The sequence below is a fragment of the Nostoc sp. genome, from assembly GCF_036917575.1.
Classification (GTDB): domain Bacteria; phylum Cyanobacteriota; class Cyanobacteriia; order Cyanobacteriales; family Nostocaceae; genus Nostoc.
Window position 1 is genome coordinate 1 of record NZ_JBALDC010000079.1, and the last position, 19,593, is coordinate 19,593.

At 34.0% G+C, this 19,593-nt stretch carries 12 protein-coding genes and 2 pseudogenes; 12 read left to right on the top strand and 2 right to left on the bottom strand.

Annotated elements, in window-relative coordinates:
- Positions 1-734 precede the first annotated feature (734 nt).
- The 11 genes from V7K79_RS23595 to V7K79_RS23645 all read left to right on the top strand — a co-directional run bounded on the left by V7K79_RS23595 (position 735) and on the right by V7K79_RS23645 (position 14,340).
- Entirely contained in the window at positions 735-947 is a 213-nt protein-coding gene (locus V7K79_RS23595) for a hypothetical protein (RefSeq protein ID WP_335050973.1), read from the top strand.
- An 893-nt stretch (positions 948-1,840) separates the two neighbouring features.
- A complete protein-coding gene (locus V7K79_RS23600) occupies positions 1,841-4,045 on the top strand; it encodes a GumC family protein (RefSeq protein WP_335050975.1) in 2,205 nt (734 codons plus the stop codon).
- Between the two features lie 70 nt (positions 4,046-4,115).
- Positions 4,116-5,069 carry a glycosyltransferase family 2 protein gene (locus tag V7K79_RS23605; protein ID WP_335050977.1) on the top strand — a complete coding sequence of 318 codons (954 nt, stop codon included), beginning with the start codon at positions 4,116-4,118 and terminating at the stop codon, positions 5,067-5,069.
- A 104-nt stretch (positions 5,070-5,173) separates the two neighbouring features.
- Positions 5,174-6,496, top strand: coding sequence for a flippase (locus tag V7K79_RS23610; protein ID WP_335050979.1), 1,323 nt, complete (start codon positions 5,174-5,176; stop codon positions 6,494-6,496).
- A 28-nt stretch (positions 6,497-6,524) separates the two neighbouring features.
- A complete protein-coding gene (locus V7K79_RS23615; RefSeq protein WP_335051108.1) occupies positions 6,525-7,451 on the top strand; it encodes a glycosyltransferase family 2 protein in 927 nt (308 codons plus the stop codon).
- An 18-nt stretch (positions 7,452-7,469) separates the two neighbouring features.
- Positions 7,470-8,708 (top strand): O-antigen ligase family protein, encoded by a 1,239-nt coding sequence (locus V7K79_RS23620; protein WP_335050981.1) that lies wholly within the window; start codon positions 7,470-7,472, stop codon positions 8,706-8,708.
- 39 nt (positions 8,709-8,747) lie between these two features.
- Positions 8,748-10,019: a glycosyltransferase family 4 protein gene (locus V7K79_RS23625; protein ID WP_335050983.1), complete on the top strand. Its 1,272-nt coding sequence runs from the start codon at positions 8,748-8,750 to the stop codon at positions 10,017-10,019.
- A 24-nt stretch (positions 10,020-10,043) separates the two neighbouring features.
- Positions 10,044-11,060 (top strand): hypothetical protein, encoded by a 1,017-nt coding sequence (locus V7K79_RS23630; RefSeq protein WP_335050985.1) that lies wholly within the window; start codon positions 10,044-10,046, stop codon positions 11,058-11,060.
- A 127-nt stretch (positions 11,061-11,187) separates the two neighbouring features.
- Complete coding sequence (locus tag V7K79_RS23635) at positions 11,188-12,081, top strand: glycosyltransferase family 2 protein (protein WP_335050987.1); 894 nt, start codon at positions 11,188-11,190, stop codon at positions 12,079-12,081.
- Positions 12,082-12,188: 107 nt separating this feature from the next.
- Complete coding sequence (locus V7K79_RS23640) at positions 12,189-13,340, top strand: glycosyltransferase family 4 protein (RefSeq protein ID WP_335050989.1); 1,152 nt, start codon at positions 12,189-12,191, stop codon at positions 13,338-13,340.
- A 148-nt stretch (positions 13,341-13,488) separates the two neighbouring features.
- The gene (locus V7K79_RS23645; RefSeq protein WP_335050990.1) at positions 13,489-14,340 is read left to right on the top strand and encodes a WecB/TagA/CpsF family glycosyltransferase; all 852 of its coding nucleotides are present in this window, start codon (positions 13,489-13,491) and stop codon (positions 14,338-14,340) included.
- 221 nt (positions 14,341-14,561) lie between these two features.
- Here the strand turns inward: V7K79_RS23645 and V7K79_RS23650 are convergent.
- A pseudogene (locus V7K79_RS23650) lies at positions 14,562-15,416 on the bottom strand (IS5 family transposase); the annotation flags it as partial.
- Between the two features lie 523 nt (positions 15,417-15,939).
- On the bottom strand, positions 15,940-17,097 hold the full coding sequence (locus tag V7K79_RS23655; RefSeq protein WP_335050992.1) for an endo-1,4-beta-xylanase: 1,158 nt from the start codon (positions 17,095-17,097) through the stop codon (positions 15,940-15,942).
- A gap of 493 nt (positions 17,098-17,590) precedes the next feature.
- On the opposite strand from V7K79_RS23655, the pseudogene V7K79_RS23660 reads away from it, so the two are divergent.
- Positions 17,591-18,916, top strand: a pseudogene (locus tag V7K79_RS23660) (IS701 family transposase).
- Positions 18,917-19,593 lie beyond the last annotated feature (677 nt).

Genomic DNA, 19,593 nt, shown 5'->3' on the forward strand with positions numbered 1-19,593 from the left:
GATTCGAAAGCAGCTATACCGTTTTCTAACTTTGCGAGAGGCTATGGAGCATATCCTTCACCTAGCATCCTAACTAAAATGGCGACGGCTATACCAGAATTAAGTTTAGGAACCTTGAGATACTCAATTGGCTCAGTACTTTGAATCTTTGTTGCCTCCTGACATTGCTTAAAAAAAGCGCCTGGGTTATTGATGAACTCAAGCGGGTTAATTTTTTAGCATCCTTGCTCCTGCACTAGCGAAATTGATTCAGTAGTTTGTTTTAGGTTATTAGTCTGTCCGAGAAAATTAATCCATGTAGTGTTAATAGTAGCTGGTTCTGTCAATAAAACTCCAGCTCGATTGTAATCGCCTATTGTTATGGGAACATTCTCTTGGTTAGCATATGCACTCTGACTGAGAGGAAATGCACTAATCATAATAACTAAGAAAATAGAAAAGAATTTCATAATTAAATTTTTTAATATTTAATATCAGTTTAATAATTAAATTGCATAGATGCAGGAAATAATAAATAGTAGCCTAACTTAATTATTTTATATTAACATAGATATTAATAAATACAGCGGAACTTCATTAAAAATATAGTGAAATCTAGTAAAACATGGCGGATGTTTGCCTACATTGAATAAGTAGCTTGAGCTACTTGTCTAAGCAAGTAACTCGGCGCGAAAAAACCAAACTATGTGAAGATAAGTAAATACGGAAAATGCATTTACCGAGGTGACTAAAATATGGGCGCTCGTTTAAGGGTGTTTTTGACTTGCGATCAAGATAAAACTCTATTAAACAAATATTGCTCCGAAATGAACCCAATTGAATTGGAATGGCAACACCTTAAAAACGATGAACTGGTAGGAAAAATGTTTGATAACGAGCTAGAACTTGCTTATGCCGTAATTGATGGTGTTCAAGTTAGAGGAGAAAGAGGTAACTACAGTACGTAAGGTGTTAAATTTAACTCCAATAGCTCTGGTTAATGTTTCGTTACATACTTATAAATTTTTCCGCCGACTTACTTAGATATTGAAAAGGGTATTTTGCCTTGATTATAGAATACTGGCATATAAAAAACCCAGAGACAAGCACGTTGTAATTTTCATATCTCAAGTCACATAAAAAAATCCTTCACCAAACTGGGCAAATTAAACTGATTGCGAGTTATTACAGACTCAATACTCAAATCACACAATTTTATGGTTACCAGTTCCGTATTATTACTAAAATTGACTATTTTCAGACTCAGAATTAATTGTTACTAAAACTTAAGAAGCAGCTAAAGTAAACATCCATCGAGTCTTTATCGGTCTCTCTTTTCACTGTACAAAGTTTATCTCTGAAGTGCTTCCATTGCTTATAAACTGGCACAATTGTTCTATTCCTTACCTTGAAGCAATTAACTACTTTCGTCGTTTTAAAATCACCAAACCGATAGCGAATATATTAGTCTTTTGTATAAATTTTTTATAAAGTTCTCGAATCTCGTGTTCTCACATAATATGATAGTGATTGTTAGTTTATAGATTGATACTTGCATTAGTAGTAACACAAAACGAAGTTTACCAAAATTAAGCCATAAAAATGGAAAGTAACAAAATCAGAAATAAAACTATGAGTTATCCTATTTTTGCTGTTAGTAGAATATCTGTCTAAGTTAAAATTGTGAGTTACAAAACTATTAGTTAACTTCAGATATTGAATAACCTCAGCAACAAGGTCTTAGCTAACAATTAACGTAAATATTAATATCACAAAGTAGAGTACAGTAGCACTGTAGTCCAAAATCATGAGAACAATCGGCTGTAAGTAAATAGTTTTTTATAAAACTTTACATAATATTATGACGATGGAATCTTTACCAAGTTTTGAAGAAGTAAATATTCATAAATACTTAGAAGTTATTCAACGGCGTTGGCTACCTTTAGTTGGAATTTTTGCCATATCTGTTAGCCTTGGATGCCTGTATGCATTTTCACTAAAACCTTCATACAAAGCAGAAGGAAGTTTGATGATTAAAACAAATCGCTCTTCCTCACTCACGGGCTTATCAGATGATATAGGACGCCTAGAAGCTTTAAATGTGAACGACAATCCCCTAGAAACTCAAGTGAGAGTTATTGGATCAAATCCAGTAATTGAAAAAACGATTAATTCCCTCAACCTTAAAGACAGTCAAGGCAAACTGCTCTCAATTCCCGACTTGGCAAAACAACTAAAAATAGAAGGAATTAAAGGCACTGATGTTGTACAACTTTCTTATAAAGGTGGCGATTCAGAACTAGCTGCTAAAATCGTCAATAAAGTTATTGACAGTTATATCGATTTAAACATCAAAGCTAATCAGAATGAAGCGCGGACAGCCAAACAGGTTCTTGTAACAGAAGTACCTAAAGCCGAGGAAGTCGTCAGAAGAGCCGAATCAAAACTGCGGTTATTTAAAGAAACGAATAAAGTTGTTGTCTTGGAACAAGAAGCAACCGCAGCAGTCGATACAATTTCTAAGTTAGGAAACCAAATTTCTCAAGCTTTAGCTCAACTAGATGATGTCAAGGGTCGTCTAGAACAGTTAAGCAGTGAAGCTCAGGTAGATTCACGTCAAGGTGTAATCGAATCTGAATTGAGTCAAGCACCTGGAGTTCAGAAAGTGCTAGCCCAACTTCAAGAAACAGAAAGCCAACTTGCACTAGAGCGTACCCGTTTTTCACCTGAACACCCTACAATTACTAGCTTAGAAGAAAAAGTCGCAGCTCTTAACAACTTGTTAAAAGAGCGGACAGGACAAGTAGCGGGTAAAGCGCAGATAACACAGGGAAGTTTACAGGTTGGACAACTGCGACAAAGCCTAATTGCAGATATTACTCGTGCTCAGGCAGAACGCGTTGGTTTGGAGAGACAAATTGCCACACTCGAACAACAGCAAAATGCCTACATCAAACGAGCAAATAATTTGCCAAGGTTAGAACAAAGTCAACGAGAGCTAGAACGGAAATTGCAAGCAGCTCAAACGACTTACGAAACACTCTTAAAGAAACGCCAAGAGATTGATATTGCACAAAACCAAAAAATTCCTAATGCTCGTGTTATTTCCTATGCTTTAATTCCTGATAAAGCAGAAGGGCCTCGGAAAATGCTGTTTATTGTTGGTGGAGCAGGAGTTGGTTTCTTCTTAGGTATCATTGTTGCTTTTACTTTAGACTTAATAGACCGCTCAGTGAAAACTGTCAAAGAAGCGAAAGATGTCTTGAGATACAGTGTTTTAGGAGTGATTCCTACACAAGCTAGAAATGGTAAAGATCATTCTTTTATAGCAGGACTTGATAGACCTATTCCCAAAATCATTGGTAGAGATATTCCTTACTTCCCTGCTGGTAATGCATATCAAATACTACAAGTAAATTTGAAGTTCCTCTGTTCTGATAAACCGCTCAAAAGCATTGTAATTACAAGTTCCGTTGCCAAAGAAGGAAAGTCTGACGTATCTGCAAATTTAGCTGTAACTATGGCTCAGGCGGGACGTAGAGTGTTATTGGTGGATGCAGATATGCGTCATCCCATACAGCATCATATCTGGGGACTAACAAATACAATGGGACTAAGTAATGTTATAAATAATCAAGCTCCTTTAGATACAGTTGTTAAAGAAGTAATGCCTAATCTGGAAGTTCTTACTTCTGGAGTTTTGCCTCCCAATCCAGTTGCAATGCTTGATTCTCAACGCATGGCAACATTAATTAATAACTTTGGAAGAGAGTACGACCTTATCGTTTTTGATACTCCCCCATTGTCAGGAATAGCAGATGCTGCTGTTTTAAGCACCTTGACTGACGGTATCTTATTAGTCGTTCGTCCTGGAGTGGTTGACTTGAACAGTGCAAATGCAGCTAAAGAGTTTTTAACTCAGTCAGGTCAGAAGGTATTAGGGATAGTTATCAATGGTGTGAATGCTAAAAATGAACCTAATAATTATTTTTATGACACTAAAAAACAACAAATTGAGCAAGATTTGGTATCTAGCAGCTTAACTAAATTTCGCAAAGAGCATTAAGTTTTCTTATCAATTGTGAAAAATACCATCACTACAACCATCTAAACTAAATTTTTTGACTGTAGGAATAATGGATAAAACTAAAATAAAAACTTCTTGTTTAATTAATAATTACAATTATGCTGATTTTCTCTTTGAGGCAATTAATAGTGCTTTAAATCAGACAGTTAAATTTGATGAAATCATCATTGTTGATGACGCATCCACAGATAATTCTGCGGAAGTTATCAACAAGTTTACTCAAATAACTAATGTTAAATCTATCTTAAAAGAAAAAAATCAAGGACAATTATCATCTTTTAATGAAGGATTTTTAGCTGCTACTGGTGATATTATATTTTTTTTAGATGCTGATGATATTTATGAGTCTCAGTATTTAGAAAATGCCCTAAATTTTTATAAGAGATGCAGTGAATGTGATTTTATATTTTGTGCATACAAAAAATTTGGAGCAGTACAAGGAACATTTCAAGACGATGTAATTGATTTAGATTTGGGTTATTCAGTAATTAGAACTTTATATAATGGAGAATGGATTGGTTCCATAACTTCAACATTATCAATACGTAGAGAAATAATCAGAAAATTTTTACCTATTCCAAATATAGAAGATTGGCGTGTAAGGGCTGATGACTGTTTGGTATGGGGAGCTTCTTTAGTGGGAGCGAAAAAGTTTTATATGTCTAAACCTTTAGTGATGTATAGAATACATGAGAATAATCAGTATCATAATAAGAGATCTTTCAATATAGATATAAACTATGAATATAAAAGATTTTGGAAACGTAATTCTCTATTTAATTATATTATGCAAACAAACAACTTTAACTATCCATTATTTTTAGCTTTCACATCTATCAATGAGCTACAAACAATACCATGCCCAAAATATCAAGACTTTTTTACTTATTTAAAAATAATATTTTTATTTGAGCAAAGTGTTTATTGGAAAATCAAAGGTATTATTTTATTATTAAGCTATTTTTTAAAAACTTTGATTAGTGGTAAATTAAAACCTTTATAGGTAAGCTAATAAATAAACATTTTTTGATATTTAAGAAAATTAAAAACTTGTACGAGTGAAATTGATAAATATGAAAAATGTCATGTAATTAATTTATAAAAATAATGTTAAGTAAATTAAAAATTAAAAACTTCTCGAAATTTAAATCTCGTTCTGGGCTACATGCAATTATTGCTAATACAGGTTGGTTATTTGCTGATCGCATTCTACGTATGGGTGCAAGCTTAATTGTAGGAGTATGGGTAGCACGTTATTTAGGAGTACAACAGTATGGTCTATTTAACTATGCTTTAGCTTTCGTTGCCTTATTTAGCCCAATTTTTACTCTTGGATTAGACGAGGTAGTAGTTCGCCATCTTGTTCGTCAATCATCAAACAAAGAGGAAATTTTAGGAACTACTTTTTGGCTAAAATTTTTAGGTGGAATTGCTTCTGTTTTATTGGCAGTCAGCACGATGTTTTTCTTGGGTGAGCATGAAATACTAAAGATATGGCTAGTTATAATTTTAGGAATAGTAGGAGTTTTTAGGGCATCTGATACTATTGAACTGTGGTTTCAATCACAGATGCAGTCAAAATATACTGTAATCGCTAAAAATACGGCGTTTTTACTAAATACTATTATCAAAATAACACTAATTTTAACAAAAGCACCATTGCTAGCTTTTGCTTTAATAACATTAGCAGAATTTGCAATGAGTGCAATTGGCTTACTGATTGTTTACCAAGTCAAAGGGTCTTCATTGTGGTTATGGCGTTGGAGTTTTGCTTCTGCAAAAACTCTTATGAAAGAGAGTTTACCTCTAATTTTTTCGGGGTTCGCCATCATGATTTTTATGAGAATAGATCAAGTAATGTTAGGTCAAATGATCGGAGATAGTCAGGTTGGAGTTTATTCTGCTGCTGTGCGTATTTCTGAAATTTGGTATTTTATTCCAGGGGCTATTGTCTCTTCTGTTGCTCCGACAATTTATGCAGCAAAGGAAAAATCAGAAAGTCTTTACTATCAGCGAATAGGACAATTACTCAGTCTAATGACATGTATATCTCTAGCAATTGCTCTCCCAATGTCCTTTTTATCTGACAAGATAATTATAGTAATATTTGGAAGCGGATATGCAGAGGCAGGAGCAATATTAGCAGTTCATATTTGGACTTCTTTGTTTGTCTTTATGGGTCTTGCAACATCACCTTGGTTTATTGCTGAAGGTTTAAACCACGTTTCTTTAGGTAAGACTTTATTTGGGGCGATACTAAACATTATTCTCAATCTATTACTTATTCCTAAATATGCAGGACTTGGAGCCGCGATCGCAACAATAATATCTCAAGCTGCTGCTGCTTTTATATGCAATGCATTTGATTCAAGAACACAAAAAATATTTCAAATACAGGTGCGATCGCTTACTCATTTTTACAAATATTAATCGTTATTATTTAACTTTTATTATTCTTATGCAAACACCCGTAACTTTTATTATTTTTAAACGTCCACAAACAACAGAGAAAGTTTTTGAAGCTATTCGCCAAGCCAAGCCAACAAAACTTTTCGTAATTGCAGATGGACCTCGCACTGACCGCGACGGTGAGGCAGAAAAATGCAAATTGACAAGGGAAATTATTGAGAAAGTTGATTGGGATTGTGAAGTAGTAAAGAATTATTCTGAGGACAACTTAGGTTGTGCACAACGTGTATCAAGCGGTTTAGATTGGGTATTTAATAATGTCGAGGAGACAATTATTTTAGAAGATGATTGTATACCTCACCCAACTTTTTTCAAATTTAGTCAAGAACTGCTGGAAAAATATAGAAATGACACCAGAATTGCCACAATCTCTGCTCAAAATCTTCAACTTGGAAAAAAACGTACAAATTACAGTTACTATTTTTCTCGCTACAACCATTGCTGGGGTTGGGCAAGTTGGAGACGTGCTTGGCAATATTATGATTTAACTATCAAACTCTGGAAAGAGGTGCTAGCAGAAAATCTTTTACATGACATTCTTATAGACCAAAAAGCGGTAAATTCTTGGCAACGAATATTTCAGTCTGTTTATGACAATCCTACAGGTATAACCTGGGATTATCAATGGACATTTGCTTGTTGGATGCAGGGAAGCTTAAGTATTATTCCCAATGTCAATTTAATCTCTAATATTGGTGTTGGTGCAGACGCAACTCATTTCACTTCAAATCAAGAATTTTCCTTCATCAATATGTCTATGCAGGCAATGGAATTTCCCTTGAGGCATCCACCATTTATTGTCAGAAATATAGAAGCAGATAATTTTATACAAAAAACAGTTTACAAAGCAACTGTATTAGATATTTTTAAAGAGGAAATAAAGAAAAAAATGAATAACTCAACGATAAAAAACTAAAAAAATTAACTCTCAAAAATGAAAGTAAAATTATCAGAAAAAATATTAACTATCTTACTATTACTGATTGCCGTAGGTGCATTAACAATACACCCTGCACAAGAAGTTTCCATATCTACACTTGGAGGTGATAAGTTAGATACTTTATTTAATATAATTTCATACTTAATCTTATTTTATTTCCTAATTTTATACTGGAAAGGTTTTATTTATATAATCATTAGCAGTCCATTACAGTTTTTTTTACTAGCAATAGTTATATTTTCTCTTTTATGGTCAGAAGACCTAAGTTCTAGTCTTACTTATCTAAGAGGTCTAATCAGAATATATTTTCTTGCCATCTATTTAGCAATGCGTTATCCGCTTAAAGAACAAATCAAGCTGATAGCTTGGGCACTCGGTGTAGCGGCATCATTATCTATGCTATTTTCTGCATTCGTACCAGGTTATATTCACGAATCACCTGAATTACTAGGTATGTGGAGTGGAATTTATGGTCATAAAAATGAATTAGGTTACATGATGGCTTGGAGTGCAGGAGTTTTTTTGCACCTTGCTCTTAGTGGCCATCGATATCGCTGGTTTATGTGGATCTTATGTGGAATCTCTATATGTTTAATTATCCTTTCACGTTCAACAACATCTTTAACAATTTTGTTGACAATGATATTACTTTTACCTTTTTACAAATCTTTGAGAAAAACTAATTATAAATTACAAGTTATTATGATTACTTCAACTTTGATGTTCTTGATAATTTCTTCAATATTACTTCTCAATAATGCTGAAACTGTAGTTGGTACTTCTGGTAAAGACCTTACCTTCAATGGACGCTCTGACCTTTGGGAGCTAGTGATTTCCAAAATTTTGGAAAGACCTTGGTTAGGTTATGGATTTTCGGGATTTTGGACTAGTAATGCTGCATCTAAATTAAGAGCTACTTATGATTGGGCAAGTAATGCCCACAATGGTTTTTTGGAATTATTGTTAGAATTGGGATTCTTAGGTTTTTTGACTTTTATAGCAGGTTTTGTCCGGTTTTTTGTAATGGCATTGACTCGAATTATTTCTGTCGCTAAAAAACCGGAAGATTATTGGCCAATGCAGATGCTACTTATCATAGTCATAGTTAACTTTTCAGAAGCCAGATTATTAACTCCTAGCTGGAATTGGTTAATGTATGTTACTACGTCATTATCTTTGACTATTGAATATCAACGAAATCGTAATAATATTTTAGCTAATTACTTATTATGATAGTCAAAAATAGTTTTAGTAATTATTAAATGAATAAAAATGAAAATTTTACATATTAGTACCCATGATATTAATGGCGGTGCAGCAAGGGCTGCATATAGGTTACATACAGGTTTACAGAATATAGGACTACAATCACAAATGTTAGTTCAGGAAAAATATAGTAATGATAAAACAGTAATTGCACCGGAAATTAGATTGTTTCAAGGCATTACTAAGGCAAAGTTGACAGTTGAAAGTTTGCCACTAAAGCTTTATCGTCACAAAAAAAATACTCCATTTTTCACTCAATGGTTGCCAGATAGAGTTATTCATAAAGTTGCTCAGATTAATCCAGATATAATCAATTTGCATTGGATTAGCGGAGGTTTTATGCAAATAGAAACCTTTGCTAAACTGAAGCGTCCGCTAGTTTGGACTCTCCATGATATGTGGGGGTTTACCGGAGGGTGTCACGTTACTGGAGAATGCGATCGCTACAAAGTATTCTGCGGAGCTTGTCCTCAACTCAATAGTGATAATGAATGGGATTTATCCCGTTGGGTATGGCAGCGCAAAGTAAAAGCTTGGAAAAATTTAAATTTAACTCTGGTTTCACCAAGTTCATGGTTAGCAGACTGCGCTCGTTCCAGTTCTTTATTCCAGAATTTGCCAATTGAGGTAATTCCCCACGGACTAGATACTCAAAAATATCGACCGATTAATCAATATTTTGCACGAGAGGCACTCAATCTACCTCAAAATAAAAAGCTGATACTGTTTGGAGCAATAGAAGCAACAAGTGATAGAAATAAAGGATTTCATTTGTTGCAACCAGCTTTACAAGAATTAAGTAAATCTGGCTGGAAGGATGACTTGGAAGTTGTGATTTTTGGAGCATCTCAACCTGAAAACCCACCTGATTTAGGTTTTAAAAGCCACTATTTGGGACACTTACATGATTCTATATCTTTAGCAACTGTTTACTCAGCAGCTGACGTAATGCTTATACCGTCTCTTCAAGAATCTTTTGGACAGACAGCTTCGGAATCATTCGCTTGTGGTACTCCAGTTGTAGCGTTTAATTCTACTGGCTTAAAAGATATTGTTGATCATCAGCAGAACGGCTATTTGGCTAAACCTTATGAAGTTGAAGATTTTGGCAAAGGAATTAGCTGGGTTCTTGAAAATGAACAGAGGTTACAAAAACTGTCATTTTATGCTCGCGATAAAGCTAAGCAAGAATTCACTTTAGAACTTCAAGCACGTCGTTATTCAGCCTTGTTTCAGGAAATGTTGATAATAATAAATAAATCTTCATTGAGTAATTAACTTAGAAAATCAATACTTCATAATATGTCAATACCTATTGCTTTTATAATTTGTACAGAACCTGGTCGTTTAGAAGGTCAATCTTTGATGCTTGCAGAAAGTATTCGTAAATTCTGCGGCAAATTGAAAAATACACCTATATATAGTTTTCACCCTAGAGTAGGTGAACCGATTTCAAAGCAAACTCAACAAATGTTTGAAGCATTGCAGGTAATTCATCAACAAATTCCAATAAATCGAGAATTTCATGAATATTATTTAGCCAATAAACCCTTAGTCTGTGCATATGCAGAACAAAATATTGATGCAGAAATATTGGTTTTTTTAGATAGTGACAAATGCTTTTTTTCTGAACCACAAGAATTTTTATTGCCAGTAGATTGTAACATACGGATGCGTCCTGAGTATGGTCAAGGAATTGGTTCTACAGGTCTGCAAGATCCTCAAGAATGGTATTGGCAAAAACTATATGAAGTACTGGGAGTAAAGCGTGAGGTATTTGTTGATACACCAATTGGTAATAAAAGAATTAGAGCCTACTGGAATTCTGGTTTGGTTGCTGTAAGAAGGAGTGCACGTATATTTACAACTTGGAAAGAGAACTTTGAAAAAGTAATGCACTTAGATATTACTCCTCCCCAAGGTATTTATTTTGTTGAGCAATCTGTTTTATCTGTAACTTTATGTGCATTGGAAGAAAACGTTGAGCATTTTCCTGTTAATTATAGTTATCCATTACCTTTACATAACCGATTATCAAAAGAAATACAAATTATACATTGGGATGATATGATATCCATTCATTATTTCAACTTATTTTTTTATAATGATTGGAATAGACAAATAAAAAGATTAAAAAATTTTAATAGCAATTCAGATAAATATCAATGGCTATGTGAAGTGATTGTCAGACTTAATATGCCTCGTGTATCAATTTGGCATCGATATCTGTTGGGAATCAAAAGAATAGAACAAAAATTAAAAAACTTTAATTTAGATATTAATTTCAGTAATTGGATAGAAAAACGAGTGAGATTTTAAAATAATATAAAGCTAGATTGAAAGTAGAAATTTAATGATTGGAGTTATTAAATTAATCTATCAAATTTGCATATATTTTTATTTTTTGAGTTAATCGTTTTTATACATATTAAATGAGGTAAATGAAATGAATAAAGCAAATTTAGCTGTAATTATGACATGTTATAACAGACAGAATACAACACTTGCCTGTTTAGATGCTTTATATCAGCAAAAAAATCATTGTGATATTTATTTAACTGATGATGGAAGTTCTGATGGTACTACAGAGGTTATTAAAGCAAAATATCCAGAAGTACAAATTCTTCAGGGTAATGGCAATTTATTTTGGGTTGGAGGAATGCATCTCGCTTTTAGTGAGGCAATCAAACATCAATATGATTATTATCTATGGTTGAATGATGACACATTTATAGAAGCCAATGCTGTAAGTAAACTATTACAGGTTTATCAAAATTTGACGAAACTTGGTTATCCAGACTCAATTGTAGTTGGTTCAACGAAAGACTCAATTACTGGGAAAGCAACCTATGGGGGAGCAATAAAATCTAAAAAGTGGTATTCTAATAAATTTGAGTTTTTGGAACCAAGTTATGTTATCCAAAAATGTGATGCTATGTATGGTAACTGTGTGCTAATTCCTAAAAGTGTTGTCGCTAAAGTTGGCAATATTGATACAGCCTTTGTTCATAGTTTAGGAGATTTAGATTATGCTTTAAGAGCGCGTAAATTAGGTTGTAAAATATGGGTAGCTCCAGGCTATATTGGTACTTGTAGTAAAAATTCTATTCATAATAGTTGGGCAGATACCAATTTAAATCTATTAGAACGCTTAAAAAAAGTACTACAAATTAAAGGATTTCCATTGAAACCATGGACTATATTTTGTAGTAGACACTCTGGACCATTCTGGATATTTTACTGGTTATTACCTTATATCAGAGCAATTATTGGTTACAAAGATTTGGCAACTTCTCCCACATTTTTTGAGGATGTTAATCAAACAAGCTCAAAAATTTAATACTTGCATAATAGTTATTATTGAATGATATTTCTATCAGTTATAACTATCTTAATAATTTGACAAACATTTTTGCAAACTATAAACTAATAATCAATAATTATTTTATGGGTAAACGCTTATTAATTGTCTCAACCCTCGATTCTAGTCAGCCGTTTGGTGCATTTACTAGACCTTTTTATTTAGGACAATATCTTACTCAACATTTTGATGTTTTTCAGCTAGGTCTAGATTGTTCATCTATTAGTTATGCACCTTCTTTTTCTGTTGGTTCGAGAAGCTTTAAGTCATATATCCAATCCATAGAAAAGTGCATTGACGAGTTTCGTCCAGACATTGTGTATGCTCAAGAAACACTACCTGGATTGGCTGCTTTAGTTTCACTAAAGCTTAAAAAACAAAGTAGTTCCTCTCTTGTCTTAGATTTTCATACATTTTCACCTTATGAATATTGGATGCGATTGTTTTCAGTTGCTAATCCTTTCAAAGAGTTTGCACAATGTATAAAGACATATATTGCTCAGGGAATTTTAATATTCTCTGGTAGTCCAATTATTGCAGCAGGTGAATCAATTCCTAAACTAATTTCCCAATGGTATGGAAAAACTCCACAGCAAGTTTATTCTATCGGGAATGGAGTAACTGAAGATTTACTCAATACCGAAGTTTTTCCAGATAAAGACCCCTATCAAGCATTCAGACCAGCTAAAATAGTGGTTATTATTGCTCCCAAAACATTTCAATTTCCAACTAATGATATGTCTGTATCAATGGCTATTGAAATTGCTAAATCCCTTGAAAGTCATCAAGAAAAATTACATTTTGTTGTTATTGGTAGAGATAATAGTGATATTTCAGATCCAATACCCTCTAATATTTCTTTTTTAGGATTTTTACCTAAAAGAGAAGATTTTGTCGCCCATCTTAAATATGCAGATATTGCTTTGTTACCATTTTCAAAGCAAGCAGTAGCAGGTGGTGCTCGTAATAAAGCATTAGATTATTTCGCTAGCAGAAAATTAGTTATATCAACACCAGAAGGTTTACGAGGTTTAGAAGAATTTCATCATTTAGAACATCTGTTAGTAACAGGATACTCTAGTGAAGAAGTTGCTAACACAATACTAGATGCTGCTTCAAATATTGATCAATATCAATCACTTGTAGATACAGCATATACTTTAATTACAGAAAAATATTCCTGGAAAGCAAAAGCACATAATATTGCAGAAATTCTTATAAAAATAAGTGCTTCTTAGTTATTATATTTAAATAATAATTTTTAAATATAGAGTTTAGGAAATTAAATTTTTTGGTGATTTCAATATCAAAATATTGCTAATTAATTTTACAATATTCATTTTCAAATTGAAATAACATCTTATATTTATCAAAAAAAAACAAAGCATGAAAAAGCGATTTTCTTATAAAATTATTGGTGCTCAAGTGGATGCACTATCTATCTTTGAATTAAATTTATTGATTGAAGAATCTATTGATCGGGATGAAAAATGGATTATTGCTAATCACAACTTACATAGTCTTTATCTCTTCCATAACGATCCAAAAATGCAAGCTTTTTACTCCAAGGCAAAATATACCCATATTGATAGTATGCCTTTAGTGTTTATTGGAAAACTATTGGGTTTTCCAATTAAACGCGAACAAAGAGTAACCTATGCTGACTGGGTATGGCCTCTAATGGCAGAAGCTGCTACTAAAGGCTGGCGTGTATTTTATTTAGGTTCAAAACCAGGAGTTGCTGAAAAAGCAGCAAATATTTTATGCCAAAAATTTCCTGGTTTACAGATTGCTTGCACTCATGGCTATATTGATATAGATAAAGATAGTCAAGAAAATCTCGCCACTGTAGCTGCAATTAATGCTTACAAACCCCATATATTAATGGTGGGAATGGGTATGCCACGCCAAGAGTATTGGATTTACGAAAATCTTGAACATGTTTATACCAACACTATTTTGACTAGTGGAGCCTGTATGGATTATATAGCAGGAGCAATACCTACTCCTCCTCGCTGGATGGGAAAGATGGGGTTAGAATGGTTGTATCGCTTGTCATCTGAACCAAAAAGGCTTTGGAGACGTTACTTACTTGAACCTTGGTTTGTTGGCACATTATTTTTACGAGAAATTTGGAGTATCTCAAGTCAACGAAAAAAAAATAACCTGCTGGTCTTTCTAAGTACGAAATTTCACAAGTTCGTAGCGTTATGGAGCTTTTCAAAGCCTTACCAGTAGATTGCTAAATTTGTCACGAATTTATGAAATGTTGTACTAAGGTTTAATGATTAATTAGTCAGTAAGTCTTATTCAACTTTCATAATCGTGAATAGCGAAAAATGCCTCCATATATTCTGCTTAAAATAATATTAAGAGGATGTCTGAGAAGTAAGAAAGCTCACGTAACTGTATCCTGTCAATAGAACAAATACTTAAGAGACCATTTATAAAGTAAATCTTTAGAGCACAAGACGGCGCAGTATGATACGAGTCATAACAGCATATATAGTAGCTTCACTCATTTCTGGAAGACGTTCGTAATCCTTACTGAGACGACGGTAATGGTTAAACCGACTAAAAGTTCTTTCTACTACCCAACGCTTGGGTAAAATCTCAAATTCTTTTTCTGTAGGGCGTATGACTTCAACATGAGCTTGAATCATTAGCCAGATAGCTAGGGCAAACTTATCACCCTTATAGCCTGAGTCAACCCAGATGACTTCAACTTTTTCTAATAATTCTGGACGTTCCTCCAATAGTTCCATCAAAGCATAGGCTGCAAGTACTCTTTCCCCGGCATTTCCTTCACTGACTACAACTTTAAGCAGCAATCCGAAGCTATCGACTATGGTTTGGCGCTTTCTTCCTTTAATTAACTTGCCACCATCAAAGCCGTATACCTCCCCCGCCAGTTGCTTCAAGTCGGCAGAGCCGCCCAAGGCACTGGCTCCCTTTATTTCAGTCGTTTTTACCGACTGGCTGTCTGCTGCGATGCCTACAGCGAGCTTTGCTAACGCACTTGGTTGTGTTGATCTGCCTAGTTTTTCCCGAACTTGGTCACGCAGTGTGTGGTTTAATTCTTCCCAGATTCCTCTACCCTGCCATTTCCTGTAGTAGCTGTATACTGTTGAGCTTGGTGGAAAGTCTCGTGGAAGCATATCCCATTGACACCCCGTTTTTAAGTGATAGTAAATTGCATTGCATACTGCTCGCATATCAGTTGTGCGAGGATGTCCGCCTAACTTAGCTGGTGGAATTATAGGACTAAGGATTTCCCACTCCATATCATTTAAGTCGGTGGGATAAGACTTTCGTCTCCTAAATAACTATGTAAATACACTATACACAAGGTATCTTATCGTTGCAAGCGCTCTTTTATACTCACCTTTAGATTTACTTTATAAATAGCCTCTAAGTATGACCGCGTTACGAGAGCTATAAGTTTATCTAACCTGCGTAATCTGACTTTATAACACCGATGGATTTTGAGTGTCGTTACCCGCCATCAGTAACACAAAGGTTTTGTTGTACTTCCTAAACGCTGGTTAGTTGAGTGAACATAGGGTAAGTTTAACTGGTGTCGACGATTGAGCAAAGATTACGAAATTTTACCTTAGATGACTGAAGCATTTATTTATGTTGCGATGATTCGATTAATGCTCAAGCAACTTGCGTGATTAAGATCACCTATATAAAACTTCTCAGACATCCTCTTAAAAGTACCATAGCAGCTTCCAGCAGAATGAGGTACATTTTCAAAGCTAATAAGCTTGGTAAAAAAGATTTGGATGTACCTCAGTTGCTGAGGAAATGCTATATTTACGGTCGGGTGTAGTATTAAGTTGATTCCTGAAAAGCCTGGGCTATAGCATTCCGGGCTGGTTTAGATTGCAGATTCTCATCGAAGGGAAGCGGACGCAGAAATTTCCATAGACTTGGATTGTTTCTAAAGGTTTTTCTTGGCATCCATTCGGGATGACGTATCCAGGTATGACGGTCAGTAAGTCCCCATGTAATCACAGTATTGACTTTAGCTGCAAAGCATAGATCAAGATATCGCTTGTAACTATCAGCTACCATTTGGTCTAGGCTTTTGATATTATCGGGTAGTGGGGTATCAATGATAATATCTAATTCCGTGATTATTGGTTTCACTTCAAGATCGTTAAGCCGTTTTAAGACGGAATTAAATCCTTTATCGTCAAAAGAATATGCAGTAGAAAACCATAGATGTGATTGGATACCTGCCCCGTCTATTTTAACACCACTATTCTTTAGATATTCAACCATTTTTAAGAAACGTTCTGATTTCCATGTATTACCTTCGATGCCAAAATCGTTTATGTAAAATTTCTTGCTGCTATCAACTGAAGCGGCAATTAAAAACAAGTCTCGAATCAATTCTGGTTTTACCCCTTTACGCAAACCGTAGGTAGGATTATCAGTTTCATTTTCACTATCAGCGATAATTTCATTGGCGACATCCCAAGACTTTAAAACGGGACTATTACGATAATGCCCCATAACTCCTTTAACATGGCGTTCGATCATCTTAAGTGTAGGGGGGTAAGGAACCCAGTCTGGTTTTCCCATGTGCCAGAAAAGGGTATGTCCGTGCAATTCTATCTTATGTTTTAAGCAGAAAGTGGCGATCGCATCTGCTGATTCAAAGGTAAATAATCCTGGCTGTGGTTCAGTAGCGTTCCATTTTAATTCACCATTCGGTGTCACAATGGAACATTCATGAGCCATTAAGTTAGCGTAATCTTTCTCTGTTTGCAAAAATTCATTAGAAATTGCTGCGCCATAATGCTTTCCTTTAGCAGCAGCTAATTGCCGAAGAGAATAATTTAAATTTTTACTTGTATAATTTCCTGCAATAACATTCGTGCCTTGATTTTCTTTTTGGTTATCCTTTTGTAAAAAACCCATAGTTAATAAGGCAGAAAGGGTTGTATATCCTGCTCTTCTTAAAAAATTTCTCCGATAAGGCATAAATTGTATTTAATAAAAATATATAATATTATATTACAAAATAAATTTTGACACTTTTTGATGTTTTGTGATAATTTACACAGTCATTACACAAGATAAAAATTGTTAAACCATAACGCATGTTTGATTTACATCAATTAACTGTACTTTTACATACTAGCGGTAAACATACTACCCTAATAACCCATGTTGCTAGTTATGCAGGAGTGCGATACCTACGGTAAGCTCGGCTAGCGCAGGTGACCACTTAAGCAATAAAATCCCCTCCAGTCAGAAAATTTGGAGGGGTATATGTTAAATGAAACAATTGCGATCTATGCTATCATCGACGACCTACTGAAAGTTATTAAACACTACTGTTCGATAAACGTTTGTCAGATAAGCAATATTTAAAACTTTAAACTGATTCAGTATTTATATCCCTCTTCTGTCACTTTCCGGGTATTCTGAATAAAAGAATAAAAAAATAAAACCCTGAAAGGTAAGTAGGACAATGGATGTAGAATTACAAATCTTGAAACATTTGGCAAGAGATGCTCACCCAACAGTTGCTACCATAGATGAATATTGTGCAGAGTATAAAGACCTGTTTAAAGAAGTAAGAAATTATGAATGCTTAAAATATTTACATCTGGTAATTATGTCACAAATTAAAAGAAAATAATTGCCAGAGATAGCGAAAATTGTAAGTATAAACTCTGCACAATCATTACATTATTTTCTAGCTAATTCAGATTGGTCATTAGATAAATTAAAACAACGAAGATTAAATAAACTCAAAAAAGTACTAGATGCAAATGCAATTACAGTAGTAGTAGATGAAACAAGAGATAGAAAAAAAGGTAAAAAGACTGATTATGTAGCAAGACAATATCTAGGAAGTGTGGGAAAAGTGGATAATGGGATAGTTTCAGTCAATGCCTATGGAGTTTACTCGAATATAACATTTCCTTTAACTGTAAAAGTATTCAAACCGAAAGGGACACTAAAAGCAGAGGATAAATATAAAACTAAAATAGAGTTGGCATCAGAAATTATTACTGAATTAATTGAATCAGGCTTTAATATTAAATTAGTAGTAGATAGTTTATATGGTGAAAGTAGTCATTTTAGTAGAAAACTAACTGAATATAAATTAGATTATGCTGTAGCAATAAGAAGTAATCATGGAGTCTGGCTTCCAGCAGGACAGAGCGTTAGGGCGAATAAGTGGTGTAAATTTAACAGAACATTTAACAATAAAAAATCAGAAACTAGATACATTAGAGAAATAATTTATGGTAAAAAAAGAGCCATAACTTACTGAGAAATAACTACTGGCTTAGAAATCATACCAGAGAATTCTACTTCTTTTGTGATGACAAATCTTCAAGGTAATCTTAATAAAATTTTAGGATATTTATATGGATTAAGAACCTGGGTAGAATATGGTTTTCGACAGTGTAAACAGGAACTAGGTTAGACAGATTATCGTTTCACCAATTTTCAACATATTGAGAGATAGTGGGAAATTATTTTTTGTGTTTACACAATGATTAGTTTAAATTCTCCACCCTTGTTAGGCTTAAATAAATCTCATAAAATTGAAACTGAGGTACAAGAAAATAGTGATGTTGATTTTTATAATCATCAACAATGGAACCATGAATGCGGATGGAAGAATACTTTCAACAATCTGCGTCTCATTGCCCAACCACTCTTACTATTTTGGTTGATTTATCCCTGAATATATATTTTCCCCAATTCTAATTTATTGCTGGGATTCAATCAATTAATTAGTGAAATGAATCAATTTAAACCCTGTTATGCTTCTGGATAATTTCACTTATTTACTACTTACTAACGCCGGAGAGTGACAGAAGAGGGTTATTCCGGAAAGTGACAGAAGAGGGATATACTTACAAAATTGCTATGATCGCGCTTAGTATTCTTAGTTACTATTCATGGTGAGCCGTTTTTAACTAGTGTTCAGTTCATAAACTGTCACTCACTAGATCCCAGCTATTGTTGCAAAAGAGATATTCTTAATTAGTGCAAGGAGTGATACCATTTCACCACATGTTTGTCACAAGTTATCCCAGTAATACTTCCTCCTTAGGAAGTGTTGCAGATTTCAAATGTTGCATCAAACCAGTGAGTTGGTATAAGCTTTTACAGAAAAGCGCTTGAGTGAGCAAAACTCTCAAGCGCTTTTTTGTGTATAAAGAAAACAATCCAACTCTCTACACGGTTAAGCTAATGTTTTAAGTATACATAGATGCAAGAGTTAAGTACTGACAAAATAGCTGTTGCAACATATACTTGATGACTTTAGCATTTGGCGTTCCATCAAAACCTTTTTAAGTGACTAGATGTACCACATGAATTAGTTTTCCTTGCAACGATTCTTCTGCTGTTACAGCATTATCTACTTGTGCTGCAAATTGTTATCAATTACGATTGTTGGTGCAAATAATAATACCGAAGTAGTTAGAATCACGATAATTCTAGCGAATT

Bases quoted from the DNA above. Each gene is read 5' to 3' on its own strand.
- V7K79_RS23595 (WP_335050973.1), top strand. From the start codon at position 735: ATGGGCGCTCGTTTAAGGGTGTTTTTGACTTGCGATCAAGATAAAACT.
- V7K79_RS23600 (WP_335050975.1), top strand. From the start codon at position 1,841: ATGACGATGGAATCTTTACCAAGTTTTGAAGAAGTAAATATTCATAAA.
- V7K79_RS23605 (WP_335050977.1), top strand. From the start codon at position 4,116: ATGGATAAAACTAAAATAAAAACTTCTTGTTTAATTAATAATTACAAT.
- V7K79_RS23610 (WP_335050979.1), top strand. From the start codon at position 5,174: ATGTTAAGTAAATTAAAAATTAAAAACTTCTCGAAATTTAAATCTCGT.
- V7K79_RS23615 (WP_335051108.1), top strand. From the start codon at position 6,525: ATGCAAACACCCGTAACTTTTATTATTTTTAAACGTCCACAAACAACA.
- V7K79_RS23620 (WP_335050981.1), top strand. From the start codon at position 7,470: ATGAAAGTAAAATTATCAGAAAAAATATTAACTATCTTACTATTACTG.
- V7K79_RS23625 (WP_335050983.1), top strand. From the start codon at position 8,748: ATGAAAATTTTACATATTAGTACCCATGATATTAATGGCGGTGCAGCA.
- V7K79_RS23630 (WP_335050985.1), top strand. From the start codon at position 10,044: ATGTCAATACCTATTGCTTTTATAATTTGTACAGAACCTGGTCGTTTA.
- V7K79_RS23635 (WP_335050987.1), top strand. From the start codon at position 11,188: ATGAATAAAGCAAATTTAGCTGTAATTATGACATGTTATAACAGACAG.
- V7K79_RS23640 (WP_335050989.1), top strand. From the start codon at position 12,189: ATGGGTAAACGCTTATTAATTGTCTCAACCCTCGATTCTAGTCAGCCG.
- V7K79_RS23645 (WP_335050990.1), top strand. From the start codon at position 13,489: ATGAAAAAGCGATTTTCTTATAAAATTATTGGTGCTCAAGTGGATGCA.
- V7K79_RS23655 (WP_335050992.1), bottom strand. From the start codon at position 17,097: ATGCCTTATCGGAGAAATTTTTTAAGAAGAGCAGGATATACAACCCTT.